At 43.2% G+C, this 15,882-nt stretch carries 17 protein-coding genes; 9 read left to right on the forward strand and 8 right to left on the reverse strand.

Annotated elements, in window-relative coordinates; genetic code table 11:
- Positions 1-19: 19 nt before the first annotated feature.
- From BLR84_RS07895 to BLR84_RS07905, 3 genes are read left to right on the forward strand one after another with little or no spacing between them, the layout of a single operon-like run.
- Positions 20-784: a DUF4905 domain-containing protein gene (locus BLR84_RS07895; RefSeq protein ID WP_090466664.1), complete on the forward strand. Its 765-nt coding sequence runs from the start codon at positions 20-22 to the stop codon at positions 782-784.
- Positions 785-805: 21 nt separating this feature from the next.
- Complete coding sequence (locus BLR84_RS07900) at positions 806-1,846, forward strand: LysM peptidoglycan-binding domain-containing protein (protein WP_090466666.1); 1,041 nt, start codon at positions 806-808, stop codon at positions 1,844-1,846.
- Positions 1,839-2,471, forward strand: coding sequence for a uridine kinase family protein (locus BLR84_RS07905; RefSeq protein ID WP_090466668.1), 633 nt, complete (start codon positions 1,839-1,841; stop codon positions 2,469-2,471). Before BLR84_RS07900 ends, BLR84_RS07905 begins: the two co-directional genes overlap by 8 nt.
- 78 nt (positions 2,472-2,549) lie before the next feature.
- Here BLR84_RS07905 and BLR84_RS07910 read toward each other — a convergent pair whose 3' ends face one another.
- The 6 genes from BLR84_RS07910 to BLR84_RS07935 form a co-directional block, all read right to left on the reverse strand.
- Positions 2,550-3,206, reverse strand: a complete 657-nt coding sequence (locus tag BLR84_RS07910; protein WP_090466670.1) for a 3-oxoacid CoA-transferase subunit B — start codon at positions 3,204-3,206, stop codon at positions 2,550-2,552.
- A gap of 135 nt (positions 3,207-3,341) precedes the next feature.
- A complete protein-coding gene (locus BLR84_RS07915; protein ID WP_090466672.1) occupies positions 3,342-4,040 on the reverse strand; it encodes a CoA transferase subunit A in 699 nt (232 codons plus the stop codon).
- A gap of 132 nt (positions 4,041-4,172) precedes the next feature.
- Positions 4,173-5,258, reverse strand: coding sequence for an SGNH/GDSL hydrolase family protein (locus BLR84_RS07920; RefSeq protein WP_090466674.1), 1,086 nt, complete (start codon positions 5,256-5,258; stop codon positions 4,173-4,175).
- 172 nt (positions 5,259-5,430) lie between these two features.
- On the reverse strand, positions 5,431-5,793 hold the full coding sequence (locus BLR84_RS07925; RefSeq protein WP_218128255.1) for a VOC family protein: 363 nt from the start codon (positions 5,791-5,793) through the stop codon (positions 5,431-5,433).
- Positions 5,794-5,922: 129 nt separating this feature from the next.
- Entirely contained in the window at positions 5,923-8,286 is a 2,364-nt protein-coding gene (locus tag BLR84_RS07930) for an endonuclease MutS2 (protein ID WP_090466676.1), read from the reverse strand.
- On the reverse strand, positions 8,267-8,824 hold the full coding sequence (locus BLR84_RS07935) for a DUF4296 domain-containing protein (RefSeq protein WP_090466678.1): 558 nt from the start codon (positions 8,822-8,824) through the stop codon (positions 8,267-8,269). The genes BLR84_RS07930 and BLR84_RS07935 overlap by 20 nt, the downstream gene beginning before the upstream one ends.
- A gap of 151 nt (positions 8,825-8,975) precedes the next feature.
- Between BLR84_RS07935 and BLR84_RS07940 the strand changes: the two genes are divergently transcribed.
- The 6 genes from BLR84_RS07940 to BLR84_RS07965 all read left to right on the forward strand — a co-directional run bounded on the left by BLR84_RS07940 (position 8,976) and on the right by BLR84_RS07965 (position 14,072).
- Positions 8,976-9,662 (forward strand): YggS family pyridoxal phosphate-dependent enzyme, encoded by a 687-nt coding sequence (locus BLR84_RS07940; RefSeq protein ID WP_090466680.1) that lies wholly within the window; start codon positions 8,976-8,978, stop codon positions 9,660-9,662.
- A gap of 90 nt (positions 9,663-9,752) precedes the next feature.
- Complete coding sequence (locus BLR84_RS07945) at positions 9,753-10,220, forward strand: GNAT family N-acetyltransferase (protein ID WP_090466682.1); 468 nt, start codon at positions 9,753-9,755, stop codon at positions 10,218-10,220.
- A gap of 3 nt (positions 10,221-10,223) precedes the next feature.
- Positions 10,224-11,030 carry a DUF3298 and DUF4163 domain-containing protein gene (locus BLR84_RS07950; RefSeq protein ID WP_090466684.1) on the forward strand — a complete coding sequence of 269 codons (807 nt, stop codon included), beginning with the start codon at positions 10,224-10,226 and terminating at the stop codon, positions 11,028-11,030.
- Positions 11,031-12,287 (forward strand): aspartate kinase, encoded by a 1,257-nt coding sequence (locus BLR84_RS07955; protein WP_090466686.1) that lies wholly within the window; start codon positions 11,031-11,033, stop codon positions 12,285-12,287.
- 184 nt (positions 12,288-12,471) lie between these two features.
- Complete coding sequence (locus BLR84_RS07960) at positions 12,472-13,332, forward strand: YitT family protein (RefSeq protein ID WP_090466688.1); 861 nt, start codon at positions 12,472-12,474, stop codon at positions 13,330-13,332.
- Between the two features lie 116 nt (positions 13,333-13,448).
- Positions 13,449-14,072, forward strand: coding sequence for a porin family protein (locus BLR84_RS07965; protein ID WP_090466690.1), 624 nt, complete (start codon positions 13,449-13,451; stop codon positions 14,070-14,072).
- A gap of 225 nt (positions 14,073-14,297) precedes the next feature.
- Here the strand turns inward: BLR84_RS07965 and BLR84_RS07970 are convergent, their stop codons facing one another.
- Complete coding sequence (locus tag BLR84_RS07970; RefSeq protein WP_090466692.1) at positions 14,298-14,681, reverse strand: acyl-CoA thioesterase; 384 nt, start codon at positions 14,679-14,681, stop codon at positions 14,298-14,300.
- A gap of 170 nt (positions 14,682-14,851) precedes the next feature.
- Positions 14,852-15,856 (reverse strand): beta-ketoacyl-ACP synthase III, encoded by a 1,005-nt coding sequence (locus tag BLR84_RS07975; RefSeq protein ID WP_090466694.1) that lies wholly within the window; start codon positions 15,854-15,856, stop codon positions 14,852-14,854.
- Between the last annotated feature and the right edge of the window lie 26 nt (positions 15,857-15,882).

The raw sequence follows: 15,882 nt of genomic DNA on the forward strand, positions 1-15,882 counted from the left end.
GCCCATATTTACACACTTTATGACACAGATGCTACCTTTTATCAATCAACAATTTGACTGGCCCATCTGGCGCATGGAAATTGATGACGCCACCTCCATTTTGTTTGTTGAATTACGTAACAGCGAGGAGAAAAAAGTAGCTTTTGGCGCGGTTAGCCTGCTCAACGGTAAGATCTATTTTAAGGATGTAACCACGCCAGAACGATGGCTCACAGGCATTGAAGCTGCTTATGATGGTGTAATGCTTGTACATAATTACCAATCAGAAAATGGCCCCGGGCATAAAGGCCTAATGGCTATTGATGGTATGAGCGGGCAAATCTTGTGGAGCAATTATACTTTGGCGTTCGATCATCTGTCTGTGAATGGCCCTATGGTTTATAATGTCCAGATACAACCTAAGAAATTATTTTTGGTTGATATGAAAACAGGTGAGCTTTTACGGGCTCATCAACCGGTAATAGATACTCCATTATACAACCATATTATTGTGCCACAGATGCTCCCGGCTGAGGCGTTGAAAGAATTACCCTTACCTGCCGAACCTTATGCAAATACCCTTCATTATTTGGAGCACAATAGCTACAGAATTGTATCTTTGCACACGTTTTTTCAGGAAAAAATAAAACAGCATTTATATATTATCGACAGCGAAGGCATAGTTGTTTACCAGGATTTGTTGAACACCAACATACAAAAATTGCAGCCCGAGGCGTTTGTAGTACATAAGAATAACCTGATCTATTTAAAAGAACGATCAGCATTAATAGTTTTAAACTTATAAGTTACTGTATTATAATTCATTATGAAAGTAAAGATTTTATTAGTCATCGCTCCCCTACTTACCCTGTCCATATCTATTTTTGCAAACCCGGTTGTAGACTCTGTTGGAGTTGAAAACCTGAACGGAAAAAAAGTTGTTCTACACAAACTTGATCCTAAAGATAATTACTACTCTATCGGTCGCCGTTATAATGTAAGCCCTAAGGCTATCATCCAATTCAATAACAATGCGGCCCTTAAAATTGGCGGTATTATAAAAGTACCTACCGAACAATCATTTTTACAAACTACTGCGACAACACCTGCACCTGTTCAACAAACCAAGCCACAAGTGCAGCCGCCGGTTCAGCAGCCAAAGCCTCAGGTACAACAACCTGCAGCACAGCAGCCAAAACCGCAAACGCAGCAACCGGTAGTTCAACAACAGGCACCGGCACAGCAACCAGCCACAACAACAGTAGCTACTACAACACCACCAGCCGATACCACACCTGCCAAACCGGTTAACATGGATAATGTGCAGCAGTACAAAGTATCGGCAGGCGAAACACTTTATTCCATAGCCAAACGTTTTGGTACCTCTGTTGATGATATTACCAAGCTTAATGGCTTAACCTCCAGTACGCTTGCACCAAACCAGATCATCAAAGTACGTTCGGGCTTACCACCAGAAGAAAGACCGGTAGCCAAACAGGATGCTGTAGTAACCCAGGATTCGACCGTGGCAGCTATTGACAGCGCGGGTAATAAATTGAAAGCCAATAAATTTGGTTTATACGAAAAAAATGAAACAGGTGTAGCCACCTGGATAGATGATACCAGCCTTGACCCTAAAAAAGAACTGGTATTACACCGTACCGCGCCTATTGGTACCGTGATCAAGATTACCAACCCCATGAACAACCATACCACCTATGCTAAAGTTGTAGGCAGATTTACCGACAGCGAGGCTACCAAGGACGTGCTTATTGTTATGACCAAGAACACTGCCGACGCATTAGGTGCTTTAGATAAACGCATTCACGTAAACATCAGCTACGGCAGTCCGAACCCGAATGAATAAACCTTATATTATTGGAATTGCCGGTGGTAGTGGATCCGGCAAAACCTTTTTTTTGAAATGTTTCCTGGAGCATTTTACTGCCGAAGAAGTGTGCCTGGTATCGCAGGATGACTACTATTTTCCGGTGGCCCATAATATGACGCCCGAAGAAAATAAGGAGTATAATTTTGACCTGCCGGCGACTATCGATCACGAGCATTTTCAGCAGGATATCAGTAGGCTTTTTAATAATGAAACCGTTATTAAGCCCGAGTATACTTTTAACAATCCTAATGTGGTACCCAAGATGCTGGAAATAAAACCAGCACCTATTTTAATTGTGGAGGGTTTGTTTATCCTTCATTTCAGGGATATTGCCGATATACTGGACATGAAAATTTTTATTGAAGCCGACGAAGATGTGGCCCTACAGCGGCGCCTTAAACGTGACCTGATAGAGCGCGGCTATTCGCACGATGATGCCATGTACAAATGGGTAAACCATGTGGTACCAGCCTATAAAGAGTTTTTATTGCCTTATAAAGACGAATGTGACCGGGTGATTATCAACAACAGTCACGTTGCTCAGGATATCATTGCCGTAACTGAAGAAATATCAGCGGAACTGAGAAATAAATTATTTTAATTTGACAGGAGACGTATGTGATACGTCTCTACAAAAAATATTCGTAGAGACGCATTACATGCGTCTCTTTTTTATTGATCAAATAACAATCTCCGGAATCTCTCCTTCAACAATCAATTTACCGGCTGTAGCATTTTTAATATCCTCTACACTTACACCCGGCGCACGTTCCAACAGCTTAAAACCACCTTCGGGCAATACATCAAATACACCCAGTTCGGTCACTATCTTTTTCACGCAGTGCACACCGGTGAGAGGCAGGGTACAGTGGGGCAGTAGTTTTGATTCGCCTGCTTTGTTTACATGCTGCATGGCTACGATGATGTTTTCGGCAGAGGCTACCAAGTCCATCGCGCCGCCCATGCCTTTTACCATTTTACCGGGAATTTTCCAATTGGCGATATCGCCGTTTTCGGATACTTCCATGGCGCCCAGTATGGTGAGGTTAACCTTTTTGGCGCGGATCATGCCAAAACTCATAGCCGAATCGAATATGGCCGAGCCCGGCAGCATGGTAATGGTTTGCTTCCCCGCGTTGATCACATCCGGATCCTCCTCCCCTTCAAACGGAAATGGGCCCATCCCCAATAAGCCGTTTTCTGATTGCAGTACCACATCCATAGTCTCGGGTATATAATTGGCAACCAAAGTCGGGATACCAATACCCAGGTTAACGTAGTAACCGTCTTTTATTTCTTTAGCTATTCGCTTTGCTATTCCTGTTTTATCAAGCATGATTTTAATATTGCTTTCTTCCCTCCCATCATTGCGAGGTACGAAGCAATCTCTATACTATACAGGGTCACTCTGTAAGTCGGGGATTGCTTCGTACCTCGCAATGACGCGTGGGTGTTTATAATCTTTGTTACCTTACTCCTTCACCCGCACTGTCCTTTGCTCTATCCTTTTCTCATAATCTTTCCCCTGGAAAATACGGTGTACATAAATACCTGGGGTGTGAATATGATCGGGATCAAGCTCGCCGGGTTCCACCAGTTCTTCTACTTCGGCAATGGTTATTTTACCAGCCATGGCCATTACGGGGTTAAAGTTACGCGCGGTCGACCGGTATACGAGGTTGCCCATGGTATCGCCCTTCCAGGCTTTTACAATGGCGAAGTCAGCGTCAAAGGCCATCTCCATCAGATAATCCTTGCCATTAAAATTGCGTGTTTCTTTGCCTTCGGCTACTTCGGTTCCTACACCGGCGGGAGTAAAAATGGCCGGCATACCATAACCGGCAGCCATACAGCGGGTAGCCAGCGTACCTTGTGGCAGCAACTCTACTTCCAGCTCGCCACTGAGCAACTGGCGTTCAAATTCAGCGTTTTCGCCAACGTACGAGGAGATCATTTTTTTTACCTGGCGTTGTTTCAGCATCAAGCCGATACCGAAATCATCAACTCCGGCATTGTTGGATATACAGGTTAATTCCTTACGTCCCTGTTTTACCAGCGCCGTTATACAATTTTCGGGCAGCCCGCAAAGTCCGAAGCCACCCAGCATTAAAGTCATGCCATCCTGAATATCGCGGATGGCCTCATCGGCACCACTAACTACTTTATTCATGTTCAATAATTGGTTGCTCAAAGTTAGAGATAAGAATTAAGAGTCAAGAATCAAGACATAAGAAATAGCATATAATAAAGCTTTTCCCTTCTTGTTTCTTGACTCTTATATCTTGACTCTATTCTGTATACCTTACCACTTTAACTGCTTATCAATAAAGCCGATCAGATCATCGGCCATAGCCTGCTGCTCTTTGGCGCTGGGATGTCCTGGCGTATTTTTGAATGGAAAAAAGTGAGTATAAATAGTTTTATCGTTGAGGCTGGCTACCGCTTTTTCGATATAGCCCGGCCATGGCGAACCCTCTTTGGTAGCATCCATACTGCCCAGCGCGCAAATGATCTGTGCTTTGGGGTATTTTTTGCGAATGTTTTTTACAAACTCCCTATAAGCTTTAATGATCTGGTCGGGTTCTGGAGCTTTGGTGCCAAAGCGTTCTTTAAACTGCTGGTTGTTGGGTTGCTGAACTATCCAGGAGTCGTTTTGAAACAGGTTGATGACCACCAACTCCGGTGTATATTTCGAAAAATCCCATAAACTGGTAGGATCTGTAGGATCAAGCCGGTTATACATTTCGGGCATGATGAGCGGAAACCAGCTTACCAGAACACCGATACCGCTTTTGGAGGTACATACATAATCCGCATCAAAATGACGGGCGGTAATGGCGGCATAACTAATATAGCCATTTTCGTAAGGAGCGCTGCCCCTGTCCTTCCCGGTGGTATCCTCTACCGCGTAGCCGCAAGTGATGGAGTTTCCGAAAAACTCTATCCGGTGCTTTTTAGCAGGTGGTACAGGCAAAACCGTAGCCTCTTTGGCTAATATAAACTGGTAAAAAATGGTTTTACCCATTTCCCATTCGGTACGTTTAAATAATTCCAGGCTGTGCGCACCGGCGGGTAAATCTTCGGCAAGGGTGTAAACCCGTTTGGTATTATCCAGGTGGATAGTATTGATCACCTTACCATCAACAATTACAGTAAAATAGTTTTCGCCGCGCTCATCCTGTAGCATTGCCGAAGCACCGGTACCGTTAAAATTGATGCGGATTGATGAACCCGTCCAATAAAGTTCTGCGGCTTCGTCGGTCATGTTGATACGACCGGTATAGCGAATATGTGAGTCTTTACTTTTAAGTACCGCGATTTGGGCATTAGAGCAGCCTAAGCCGGCAGCAAAAATGAGAAACAAAACTACAGAGCAAATCTTACGCATGGGTTGATTCAATTAACAAAAATGTGGGTTTACATGGTTTACACTTTTCATGGTTAACATACGTACAAATTACTACTAATCAAATACTTATATTTTATTTCCAACAAAAAGTGTAAACCATGTTTTGGTATAAATATCATTGGCAAAACGTCAATTCATAAATAGCACGACATTAGTCCAAAGGGGTACCAAACTGTAATATATAGGCATTGTTATCAAAAACCGCGAACTCCCGCATGCCATAGCTAAAATCCTCAATGGGATAGCAGATCACAGCTTTCTCCTTCATTTCGTTCCAGATCTCATCCACATTATTGGTGCGGATGTAAAACGAACCTGTGAATTTGGGCACTGTAAATGTTTCGTGCTCGTTGGGAAGTGCCAGCATAATTTCGATATCATCCCTGCTTACGGTTGCCCAGCCCCAGTCCTCATCAAAACCAACGCAGGTAAAACCCAGATTACTAACATAAAAATCAACGCTTTCCTTAACACGAAGCGTATACAACATAGGAGTGATACTTTTTAATGCCATAGTTTATTATTTAGAAGCAAGAGTCGAGAATCAAGAATCAAGATGGTTAAATAACACTAATAGTAATTATTAGGCTCAGTTGTCTTGGTTCTTGACTCTTAATTCTTGGCTCTCTCTTAAACAGCTAATTTACTTTAAATATGCATATGTTATACCATCTCCCCCCCGGTCAGCGTGTTCATCTTCCAAACGGTCAACCTGGTCGTATTTTTTAAGGTATTGCCTGATCATTTTACGCAGGATGCCATCACCTTTGCCATGAATGATCTTGAGGTTATTAAAGCCCATCATCAGGGCACGGTCAAACAGTTTTTCAATGGCATGCAAGGCATCTTCAGTACGCATACCCCGCACATCTATCTCCGGACTAAAACTGGCCAGATCACTGGTATGCGAATTAAAGTTCCTGCGAATATCCTTAGGTACCGACGATTTAGAAACCTTGATCACCCGTTTCCTTTTGGCCACGGTACGCAGATCGCCAATGGCAATCACCACGTTATCCTTGATCAGTTCAATTATTTGTCCGGTAGTTTCCGAGTCAGTTAGTTTTACCCAATCGCCAGGTTTCAACTCCTCATCAGTGGCCGGATTTGGTTTTACCGGTTCAACCTTAACGGTATTCTTTTTCAGCTCTGTATTCAGGTTTTCGCGCAGGGTACGGGTCACTTCCTTATCGGCATTACTGCTTTTTATTTCAGATATGGTATTCTCTACCAGCTTATTCGCATTCAGGATAATGTTTTTAGCCTGATCCTTAGCCTCTTTGATCAGCACCTTTTTATTTTCATCCAGGTAGCTTTTCAGCTTTTCATTTTCGGCTTGCAGCTCGTTCACACGGCGTTGCTGCTTATCCAGCTTTTGCCTGGTTTCAAATATCTCACGCTTTTCACGTTCCAGGTCAACCAGTAAAGTATCTACCTTTTTCTGGCCTTCGCTTATTTTATTTTTGGCGAGGTTAAGCACATTGGCGGGCAAGCCTATTTTTTGGGCTATCTCAAACGCGTATGAACTGCCGGGTTTACCGATTTCCAGCTGGTAAAGCGGTTTCATCTCCACGTTATTAAACAACATCGAAGCATTCTCGATACCCTCGGTATTGCTGGCGAATATTTTGAGGTTGGAGTAGTGAGTGGTTACCATCCCCCGTACCTTTTTATGATTCAATGACTCCAGCACAGCCTCGGCAATAGGGCCGCCAAACTGCGGATCGGTACCTGTACCAAACTCATCGATCAGGATCAGCGTTTTGCCATTGGCATCCTCCACAAAAGTTTTCATTTTGCTTAAGTGAGCGCTATAGGTACTCAGATCACTCTCAATCGACTGATCATCGCCAATATCAACAAATAGCTGCTTAAACACCCCAACCACACTGGCTTCGGCAGCGGGGATCAGCAAACCGGCCTGCACCATCATTTGCAGCAGACCAACAGTTTTCATGCAAACCGACTTACCGCCGGCGTTAGGCCCTGATACCACAATAATACGGGTACCCTCATCAATATGTACATTGAGCGGCACCACCGTTTTTTGCTCGGCTTTAAAATTCAGGAATAGCAGTGGATGACGTGCATTGTATAATTTCAAACGGGCTTCATTCACTACCTGCGGCATTTCGCCCTCTATATCAATAGCAAATAAGGCCTTGGCACGCACAAAATCAAGCTTGGTTAACAGGCTGTGGTACGATAACAAAAGCGGTGTATAGGGCCTTAATTCGTTTGTGAGCGTGGTTAGTATTTTAACTATCTCGCGGCGACGCTCAAACTCCAGATCGCGTACACGATTGTTCAACGTAAACACCTCCTCCGGCTCCATATAAACGGTTTGGCCCGATGCGGATTCATCATGAATAAATCCTTTAAGCTTGCGCTTATTTTCGGCCAGCAAGGGGATACACAGCCTACCATCGCGTACAGTAAGCGAACCATCGGCCGTCCAGCCACTGCCTGACGCGGCTTTAAATATCTGGTCTATCTTTTTGCGGGCCTCTTGTTCGGCTTTGGCAATGCCCAGGGTAATTTCATTCAGCTCGCGCGAAGCGTTGGGTCTTATCTTCCCTTTGGCATCAATAACAGCATCTATCTTTTTAAGGATAGCCTTTTCAATGGGCAGGTGTTCAAATAAAGCTTCGAGGTTGGGATACAGCCCTTCACGCTCGCTGAAATAAGCGATCACCGCGAACACGGTTTGCAGGGAGGCCTGCACCTGGTAAAATTCTTCCTCAGACAAAAATACACCCTCAATACGGGCTTTATTGGCTAAGGTTTTTATATCGAAAAAGTGGTGAATGGGTAAGGCAGCATCGTTAACCAGGATATTTTTAAATTCATTGGCCTGGTTCAGGAACTTGTATATCAGATCGTAATTGCTCATCACCTGTATCTTGTCAACCATTTGTTGACCCATTTCGCTCAGGCAATGCGCTTTTATTAATTCTTTTACCTCGGTAAACCCCAGCTTATCAACACTATTTTTTGGGTAAAGCATCAGGATGTTTTTGTTTTAACTTTTTTAGAGAATCGGCCTTGCTCAAAGCCTTTACAGGCTTTTTCGCGGCTTTTTTAATAGAATCAGCTTTTTCCATAGCCCTTACAGGCTTTTTCGCAGCTTTTTTAATAGAATCGGCTTTATGGGCCATTTTGATGGAATCGGCTTTTAAATCGGCCTGGCGTTTTTGGGCCGATACCTTGTTAACCGAATCAGACAGGGCTTTGATCCGCTCATCAACCTTATCATATATAGCCGTAAGCTTATCCGGATATGTGGCATAATAATTCAGGCTCTTTTTAAAAGTTCCTGAATCGGTATGAAACCGTTCAAAAACCGCCAGGTAATTACCCATGCCATATTTGTACAAGGTATCGGGGGTTTGTAAACCGGTATATAAACGTCCGTCGGTGATGTGAATTTCGGTTAGTAAGCCAACCATTACATCGGGTTTTATAAGCCCACCAGGGGGTTTATCGTTTTTACAGGCACATAAAAATAGTGATACTGAAAAAAACAAGGTTAAATATTTATGCATTCTGTAATTTAGCGGCTAATTAATTAAGCAAATTTTAAGTTTACCTCACCCTGCCCTCTCCTTTGGAGAGGGTTCAAAAATAGTAATTTAAAGTCCTCTCCTTTGGAGAGGATTTAGGAGAGGTCTATTTTTACAACAAATTTACGGATAAATGAGCATTGCAGATAACATCAAAAGCTTAAAAAAAGAAACGGGGCCAGGGGTAACTTTATTGGCAGTGTCGAAAACTAAACCTGCCGCCGACCTGCAGGAGGCCTATGATGCCGGCCAGCGCCTGTTTGGCGAAAACACCGTTCAGGAAATGGTAGAGAAATATGAGCAACTGCCAAAGGACATCCAATGGCACCTGATAGGACATTTACAGACCAACAAAGTTAAATATATTGCGCCTTTTGTGAGCATGATACAATCTGTCGACAGCCTGAAATTGCTACATGAGATCAATAAACATGCTGAAAAAGCTGGTCGGGTGATTGACTGCCTGTTGCAGATATATATTGCCGATGAAGAAACCAAATATGGATTGGGTTTTGACGAAGCTATTGAACTGCTGCGTTCCGAAGAGTTTGCAACTTTCAATAACGTACACATCCGCGGCCTGATGGGCATTGCTACCAATACGGATAACGAAAAGCAGATCAGGGATGAATATTACGAGCTGAAGACATTTTTTGATGGCATTAAGCAAAGCTATTTCCGCAAGATAGATACTTTTGATACCCTGTCGATGGGGATGTCATCAGACTATAAACTGGCTATTGAGCAAGGCAGCAACATGGTACGCGTAGGCAGCACTATTTTTGGCAACCGGGTTATTAAGCACTGGAAAAATAATTAATGTCTGAATCAGAATTCTCAGGATTAAAGAATTAACAGAATAAGGTTTATTGGTTTGCAAAGCCAAATAAACTAATGAACAATTGAACTAATGAACATTGATATAAGAGTTGCTAAAAAAGAAGATTGCCCGCGTTTAATGGAACTGGTACATGAACTGGCCCTTTTTGAAAAAGCGCCAGAAGAAGTAACTGTGAGTTTGCAGGAGTTTGAGGACGCAGGCTTTGGCCCAAAACCTGTATGGAAAGCCTTTGTTGCCGAAGTTGAAGGACAAATAATTGGCTTCGCGGTTTATTACATACGCTATTCCACCTGGAAAGGCTGCCGCCTGTACCTGGAAGACCTCATCATTACCGAACAATATCGCGGTAAAGGTGTTGGTAAATTATTATTCAACGTACTGATTGCCGAAGCTAAAGAATTAGGCTTTAGCGGCATGGTATGGCAAGTGCTCGACTGGAACGAGCCGGCTATCAACTTTTACAAAAAATACGAGGCTAATATTGAAGCCGGATGGCTCAATGCCTCGCTATCAAAAGAACAGCTTTTAAACTATTAAGCTATGAAAACCAGCTACCTGTTTTGTTTTATCATTATTAGTTTCGCTTTTGCGTCATGCCAATGGGGTGTTCCGTCAAAGAACAAAGATACAACCAGCAATGACACACTTTCCTATACCTATAAAACGATACATGAGCGGGCAGCAGATTGTGGCAGTAAACCAGACAGCGCTTGCACCGTTGTGCAGGTAAAATACCCGGTATTTGTCGGACAGAAAAAGCTGAACGATTCCGTGACTCAAAAGCTAACCAGCCTGTTTGCTACCGATGGCAAACCGGATAGCAGCATCGAGCTCATGAGCAAAAACTTTTTGAAAGCTTATGCTGATTTCAAAAAAACAGATCCGCGTACGGAAATGTTTTATGAACTGAATAGCTATGCGAAGGTGTTGTTACAGGATTCAAGCTTTGCCGCGCTTGAGCTTGGTGGCTATACTTACCAGGGCGGTGCCCACGGAGGATCGGCTACCTTTTTTATCAATTGGGACACCAAGGCCAATAAGGACCTGATATTGGACGACATATTTAACACAGGCTACCAGGACAAGCTGAAAAATATTGCAGAAGCCGTTTTCAGGAAAGATGAAAAGCTGAGCGCTACTGCCTCGCTGGCCAACGATTATTTTTTCAAGGATAATAAATTCGCCCTTAATGATAATTTCCTGATCACCCCTCTCGGTCTTAAATTCTTTTATAACCAGTACGAGATCAAGCCTTATGCGGCCGGTACTACTACCCTGGTTATCCCCTATTCACAAATAAAATCATTACTACGGCCGAATACGGTCGTGACCAAATACATCAAATAAATGCTTGTTTTTAAATTCGGAGGTGCATCTGTTAAGGATGCTGGTGGCATTATTAACCTGGCCAGCGTTGTTAAAAAATATACAGGGGAACAATTACTTATCGTGGTATCGGCCATGGGCAAAACCACCAACGCGTTGGAAGGTCTTACCAGGGCTTATGTGGATCAGTCGGACAATATGCATCTCATCTACGAGGGCATCAAACAATATCATTTTGACATTCTGCATGAACTGTTTGAACCCAAACATCCCGTGTTTGACGAGATAGCCAACACCTTTGTGGAAATTGACTGGATGATAGAGGATGAACCCCAGGATGAGTACGATTTTATTTATGATCAGATCGTATCCATCGGCGAACTGGTATCCACCCGTATCATCAGCGCCTACTTAAACAAAGAAGGCCTGAAAAACCAATGGCTGGATGTACGCGGCTATATCCATACCGATAATACTTACCGCGAAGGCATTGTACAATGGGATAAAACCCGCGAAAGCATTACCAGGGACATCCCGGCTTTGCTGGATAAAGGCATCGTAGTAACCCAGGGCTTTCTGGGTGGCACATCAGAGAATTTCACCACCACGCTGGGGCGCGAGGGTTCTGACTATACCGCATCTATTTTCGCGGCCTGCCTCAATGCCAAATCGGTAACTACCTGGAAAGATGTACCTGGCATCCTGAATGCCGACCCTAAATTTTTTAAGGATACTGTAAAATTTGATGAGCTCTCCTATTCCGAAGCTATCGAGATGACTTATTATGGGGCAAGCGTTATCCACCCAAAAACTATCAAACCGTTACAAAACGCCCATATACCCTTACTGGTTAAACCCTTTACCGATCCTACAGCTTCGGGTACTATCATTAAGGAAGATGGCGTAAACACGTTTATAAAGCCCGTCATCATCATGAAACAAAACCAGGTATTGCTTTCCGTATCTTCTAAAGATTATTCTTTTATTACCGAAGATCACCTGAGCGATGTTTTTGGTCTGTTCGCTCAAAACCAGGTTAAAGTAAACGTGATGCAAACGTCGGCCCTAAGCTTTTCAGTTTGTTTTGACTTTTACGAAGAGCGTTTTGAAAAACTACTCAACAGTCTGCAGGAGGATTTCAAAGTAAAATATAATACCGGCTTAACGCTCATCACCATCAGGCACCATGCAGAAAATGCACTGAAGGAACTCACCGAAGGTAAAACTGTATTGCTGGAACAAGTGAGCAGGAATACGGCGCAGGTGGTGGTGAAGTAATTAAAAATATTTTGGATTTCGGATGTTCGATTTCGGATATTGGAATATTCGGATTCCGCAATATACTTTAAAGCAAGCTTCGTTTTTTCATCACCTGTTTGTCAATTCCGAAATCGAACATCCGAAATTCGAAATCTGTCCCCACTCTATGCCTCCCTTTAGCCTCAAACGGCTATATTTGGGCATGGACGCTATCAAGACAGTAAAGGACGCAATAACTATCGGACTTGGGATACTATCTGCCGGATTTGGGTTAAAAGGCTTTTTATTATCGAGTCATTTTATTGATGGAGGAGCTACCGGTATAGCCATGCTGGTGTCTGACATTACACATATATCTATCTCCATCCTTATTTTTATTATTAACGTACCGTTCCTTTGGCTTGGTTACAAAAAACTGGGCCTGCAGTTTGCCATCAAAAGCACGCTTGCTATTGGCTTACTTTCGATAGTTCTGGCCGTTGTCCAGTTTCCTGATGTTACGCACGATAAATTGCTTACCGCTGTATTTGGCGGTGTTTTTATAGGTACGGGCAGTGGCCTGGCTATGCGCGGTGGAGCCGTACTTGATGGTACCGAGATTGCCGCTGTACTAGTGAGCAAAAAAACACAATTACTCAAAGTGAGCGATTTTATCCTGTTGCTCAATGTATTGATATTTAGTATGGCCGCGTTCTTTTTAGGTGTAGAACCTGCCATGTACTCTATACTTACCTACATGGCCGCTGCCAAAATGATCGACTTTATTCTGAATGGTATTGAGCAATACTCAGGTATCACCGTGATATCTACCCACAGCGAAGCTATCCGCAAAGCTATTACCGAAACGCTGGGTCGCGGGGTTACCATTTACCAGGGTAAAAGTGGCTACGGCAAGGATGGGCATATCAACGATCCGCGGGATATTGTTTTTACCGTGGCCACCCGCCTCGAGATCCCCTCGCTTAAACAAACCATCCTGGGTATTGACCCTAAAGCATTTATCGTACAACAAAGTATTGATGATACTACCGGCGGCTTACTCAAACGTAAAGGGCTGCATTAAGGCTAAAAGCCGAAAGCCTCCAGACTGGGAATTAAGATATTTTTTAGCTTTTTGCTTTACGCCTTCTGCTTTTAGCTAAAAAAAATGTTTCCTTTGCGGCCTAAACCATATCATATATGAAAAAAATCTTTACCACAATTATTATTGTTTTGGGCGCTTATGCTGCTACATTCGCACAACAAACAAAAGGCGATGTTGAACTGGGTATCAATGCAGGATATAACTCCTCTACTGTTACCAACAACAATTACACTAATTCATCGTACAGATCATCTTTCAATTTCGGGGTTGCTGCCGATTTTTACTTTTCGAACAGATGGAGTATCAAGGGCAAACTGATTTATGATCAAAAAGGCTGGAACGATGGTCTGGTTATTGAAAAAAATGGAGTAGGTATAATCAGTAATTACCATTTGAATTATTTAACGGTCCCAGTAATGGCCAACTGGCATTTTGGTAAAACCCGTAACTGGTATTTAAACTTTGGCCCTTATGTTGGTTTCTTAACAGATGCTAAAGAAACTACAGGTGGCACTGATTTAAAACCTTATATCAACAGTACAGATTTTGGCCTGGCATTGGGAATTGGCGTAAAAATCCCATTATCTGACAAAATAAAACTGGCACTGGAATATGATGGACAGGCAGGCATCTCAGATATAGCAAAAGGAAACACCGGATCTGACGTCCGCAATGCCCGCGGAAGCCTGAATGTTGGATTTAACTTTGCGTTGAAATAAACAAATTAAAGACTAAAGCAACAAAAGCCCCGGTATACCGGGGCTTTTGTTGCTTTATAGAAAACCGTCATTGCGAGCGTAGCGTGGCAATCCCCGATAAGCAGAGCCGCTCTGTACAGTTAGGGATTGCTTCGTACCTCGCAATGACGTGTTTGTGTATTGGTTATTACGTATTTGGCTTTTTGCTTTAGGCCTTCGGCTTTCAGCTTAAAGTCGGCTTTTCGCTTAAAGAACGCTTATTTTGTGCTTATTTTCGTCAATGGCCACAAAGGTAAACGTACCGGTTATGGCCTTTTCGCGTTCAAAGGAGTACATTTCTTCAATGTAGATCTCTACCTGTACCTTTAAACTCGTATTGCCGATATGCGATACCGTCCCGATCAATTCAATAATGGTACCTGCCGGTATAGGACGGGTAAAATCTATCCGGTCTGAAGATACAGTTACCATTCTTTTACGGGTAAAACGGGTAGCTGTAATAAAAGCTACCTCATCCATCATATGCATGGCGGTACCGCCAAAAAGCGTATCATAATGATTAGTTGTATTTGGAAATACAGCTTTAAATATGCGTGTTTCGGATGCTTTGATCCTTTCGTCTGTTGTCATGATGTTTTGTTGTTGAACGCAATCGCTCTTAAAGACATGTCATTGCGAGCGATAGCGCGGCAATCTCCTCAGGATACTGGGCAAATGCACAGTTACGATATTGCTTCGTTCCGCACAATGACATCGTTCTTTACGTTGTTGCGCTTATTAATAAAAGAAGAAAATGTGCTTTACGCTTTTCTCAGCTTACCCCATTTTAGCAGGGTGGCGCCCCATGAAAAACCGGCCCCAAAGGCGGTTAGTATCATGTTGTCGTTATATTTAAAGTCGTCTTTAAAATCCCAAAGACAAAGTGGTATGGTGGCAGCAGTTGTGTTTCCGTATCTTTCAATATTCACCTTTACACGATCGGCAGGTAAACCTAAGTGATCGCCAACGGCATGTATGATCCGGTAATTGGCCTGGTGTGGTATCAGCCAGTTGATATCATCAATGGTCAAATCGTTACGTTCCAGCACAGCTTTACAGGTATCTGTCATACCGTTAATAGCGGCTTTAAAAACTACCCGGCCGTCCTGGTGTATAAAATGTTTGTTGGCAGCAACACTTTCGGCCGTTGCCGGAACTTTTGAGCCCCCACCCGGTACCAGTAAATGCTCCCTGCCTTTACCTTCGGTTTTAAAAACACTGTCAATTAAGCCCGTGCCATCCGTAGTCGGTTCAATTAAAACCGCTCCGGCACCATCACCAAAAAGTATACAGGTATTCCTGTCTTTATAATTGATAATAGCGCTGTTCTGATCGGCACCTACCACGATCACTTTTTTATAACGGCCACCTTCAACCAAACTGGAGCCTAGGGTGTAGGCGTACAGAAAGCCGCTGCAAGCAGCGTTAACGTCCGTAGCCCAGGCGTTGGTCATGCCCACCTTATCACAAACAATGCTGGCAGTTGATAGCAGCAAATGATCGGGAGTTGATGTAGCGATGATCACGCAGTCAATTTCGTCGGCAGAAACTTTAGTACTATCTAGTAAGTTTTTTATGGCCCAGGTGGCCATATCAGAAGTAGCGAGCGTTTTATCGGTTAAAATTCTTCGTTCCTTTATCCCGGTTCTTGACACTATCCATTCGCTGTTAGTATCAACCATTTTTTCTAAATCACTGTTACTCAGGATACTATCTGGAACATAACCACCTATACCCGTTATAACTGCGCTGCTATTTAACTTCATAAATACTAAAATTCTTCAAAAAACAG

This window comes from Mucilaginibacter sp. OK268, assembly GCF_900103125.1.
Classification (GTDB): Bacteria; Bacteroidota; Bacteroidia; order Sphingobacteriales; family Sphingobacteriaceae; genus Mucilaginibacter.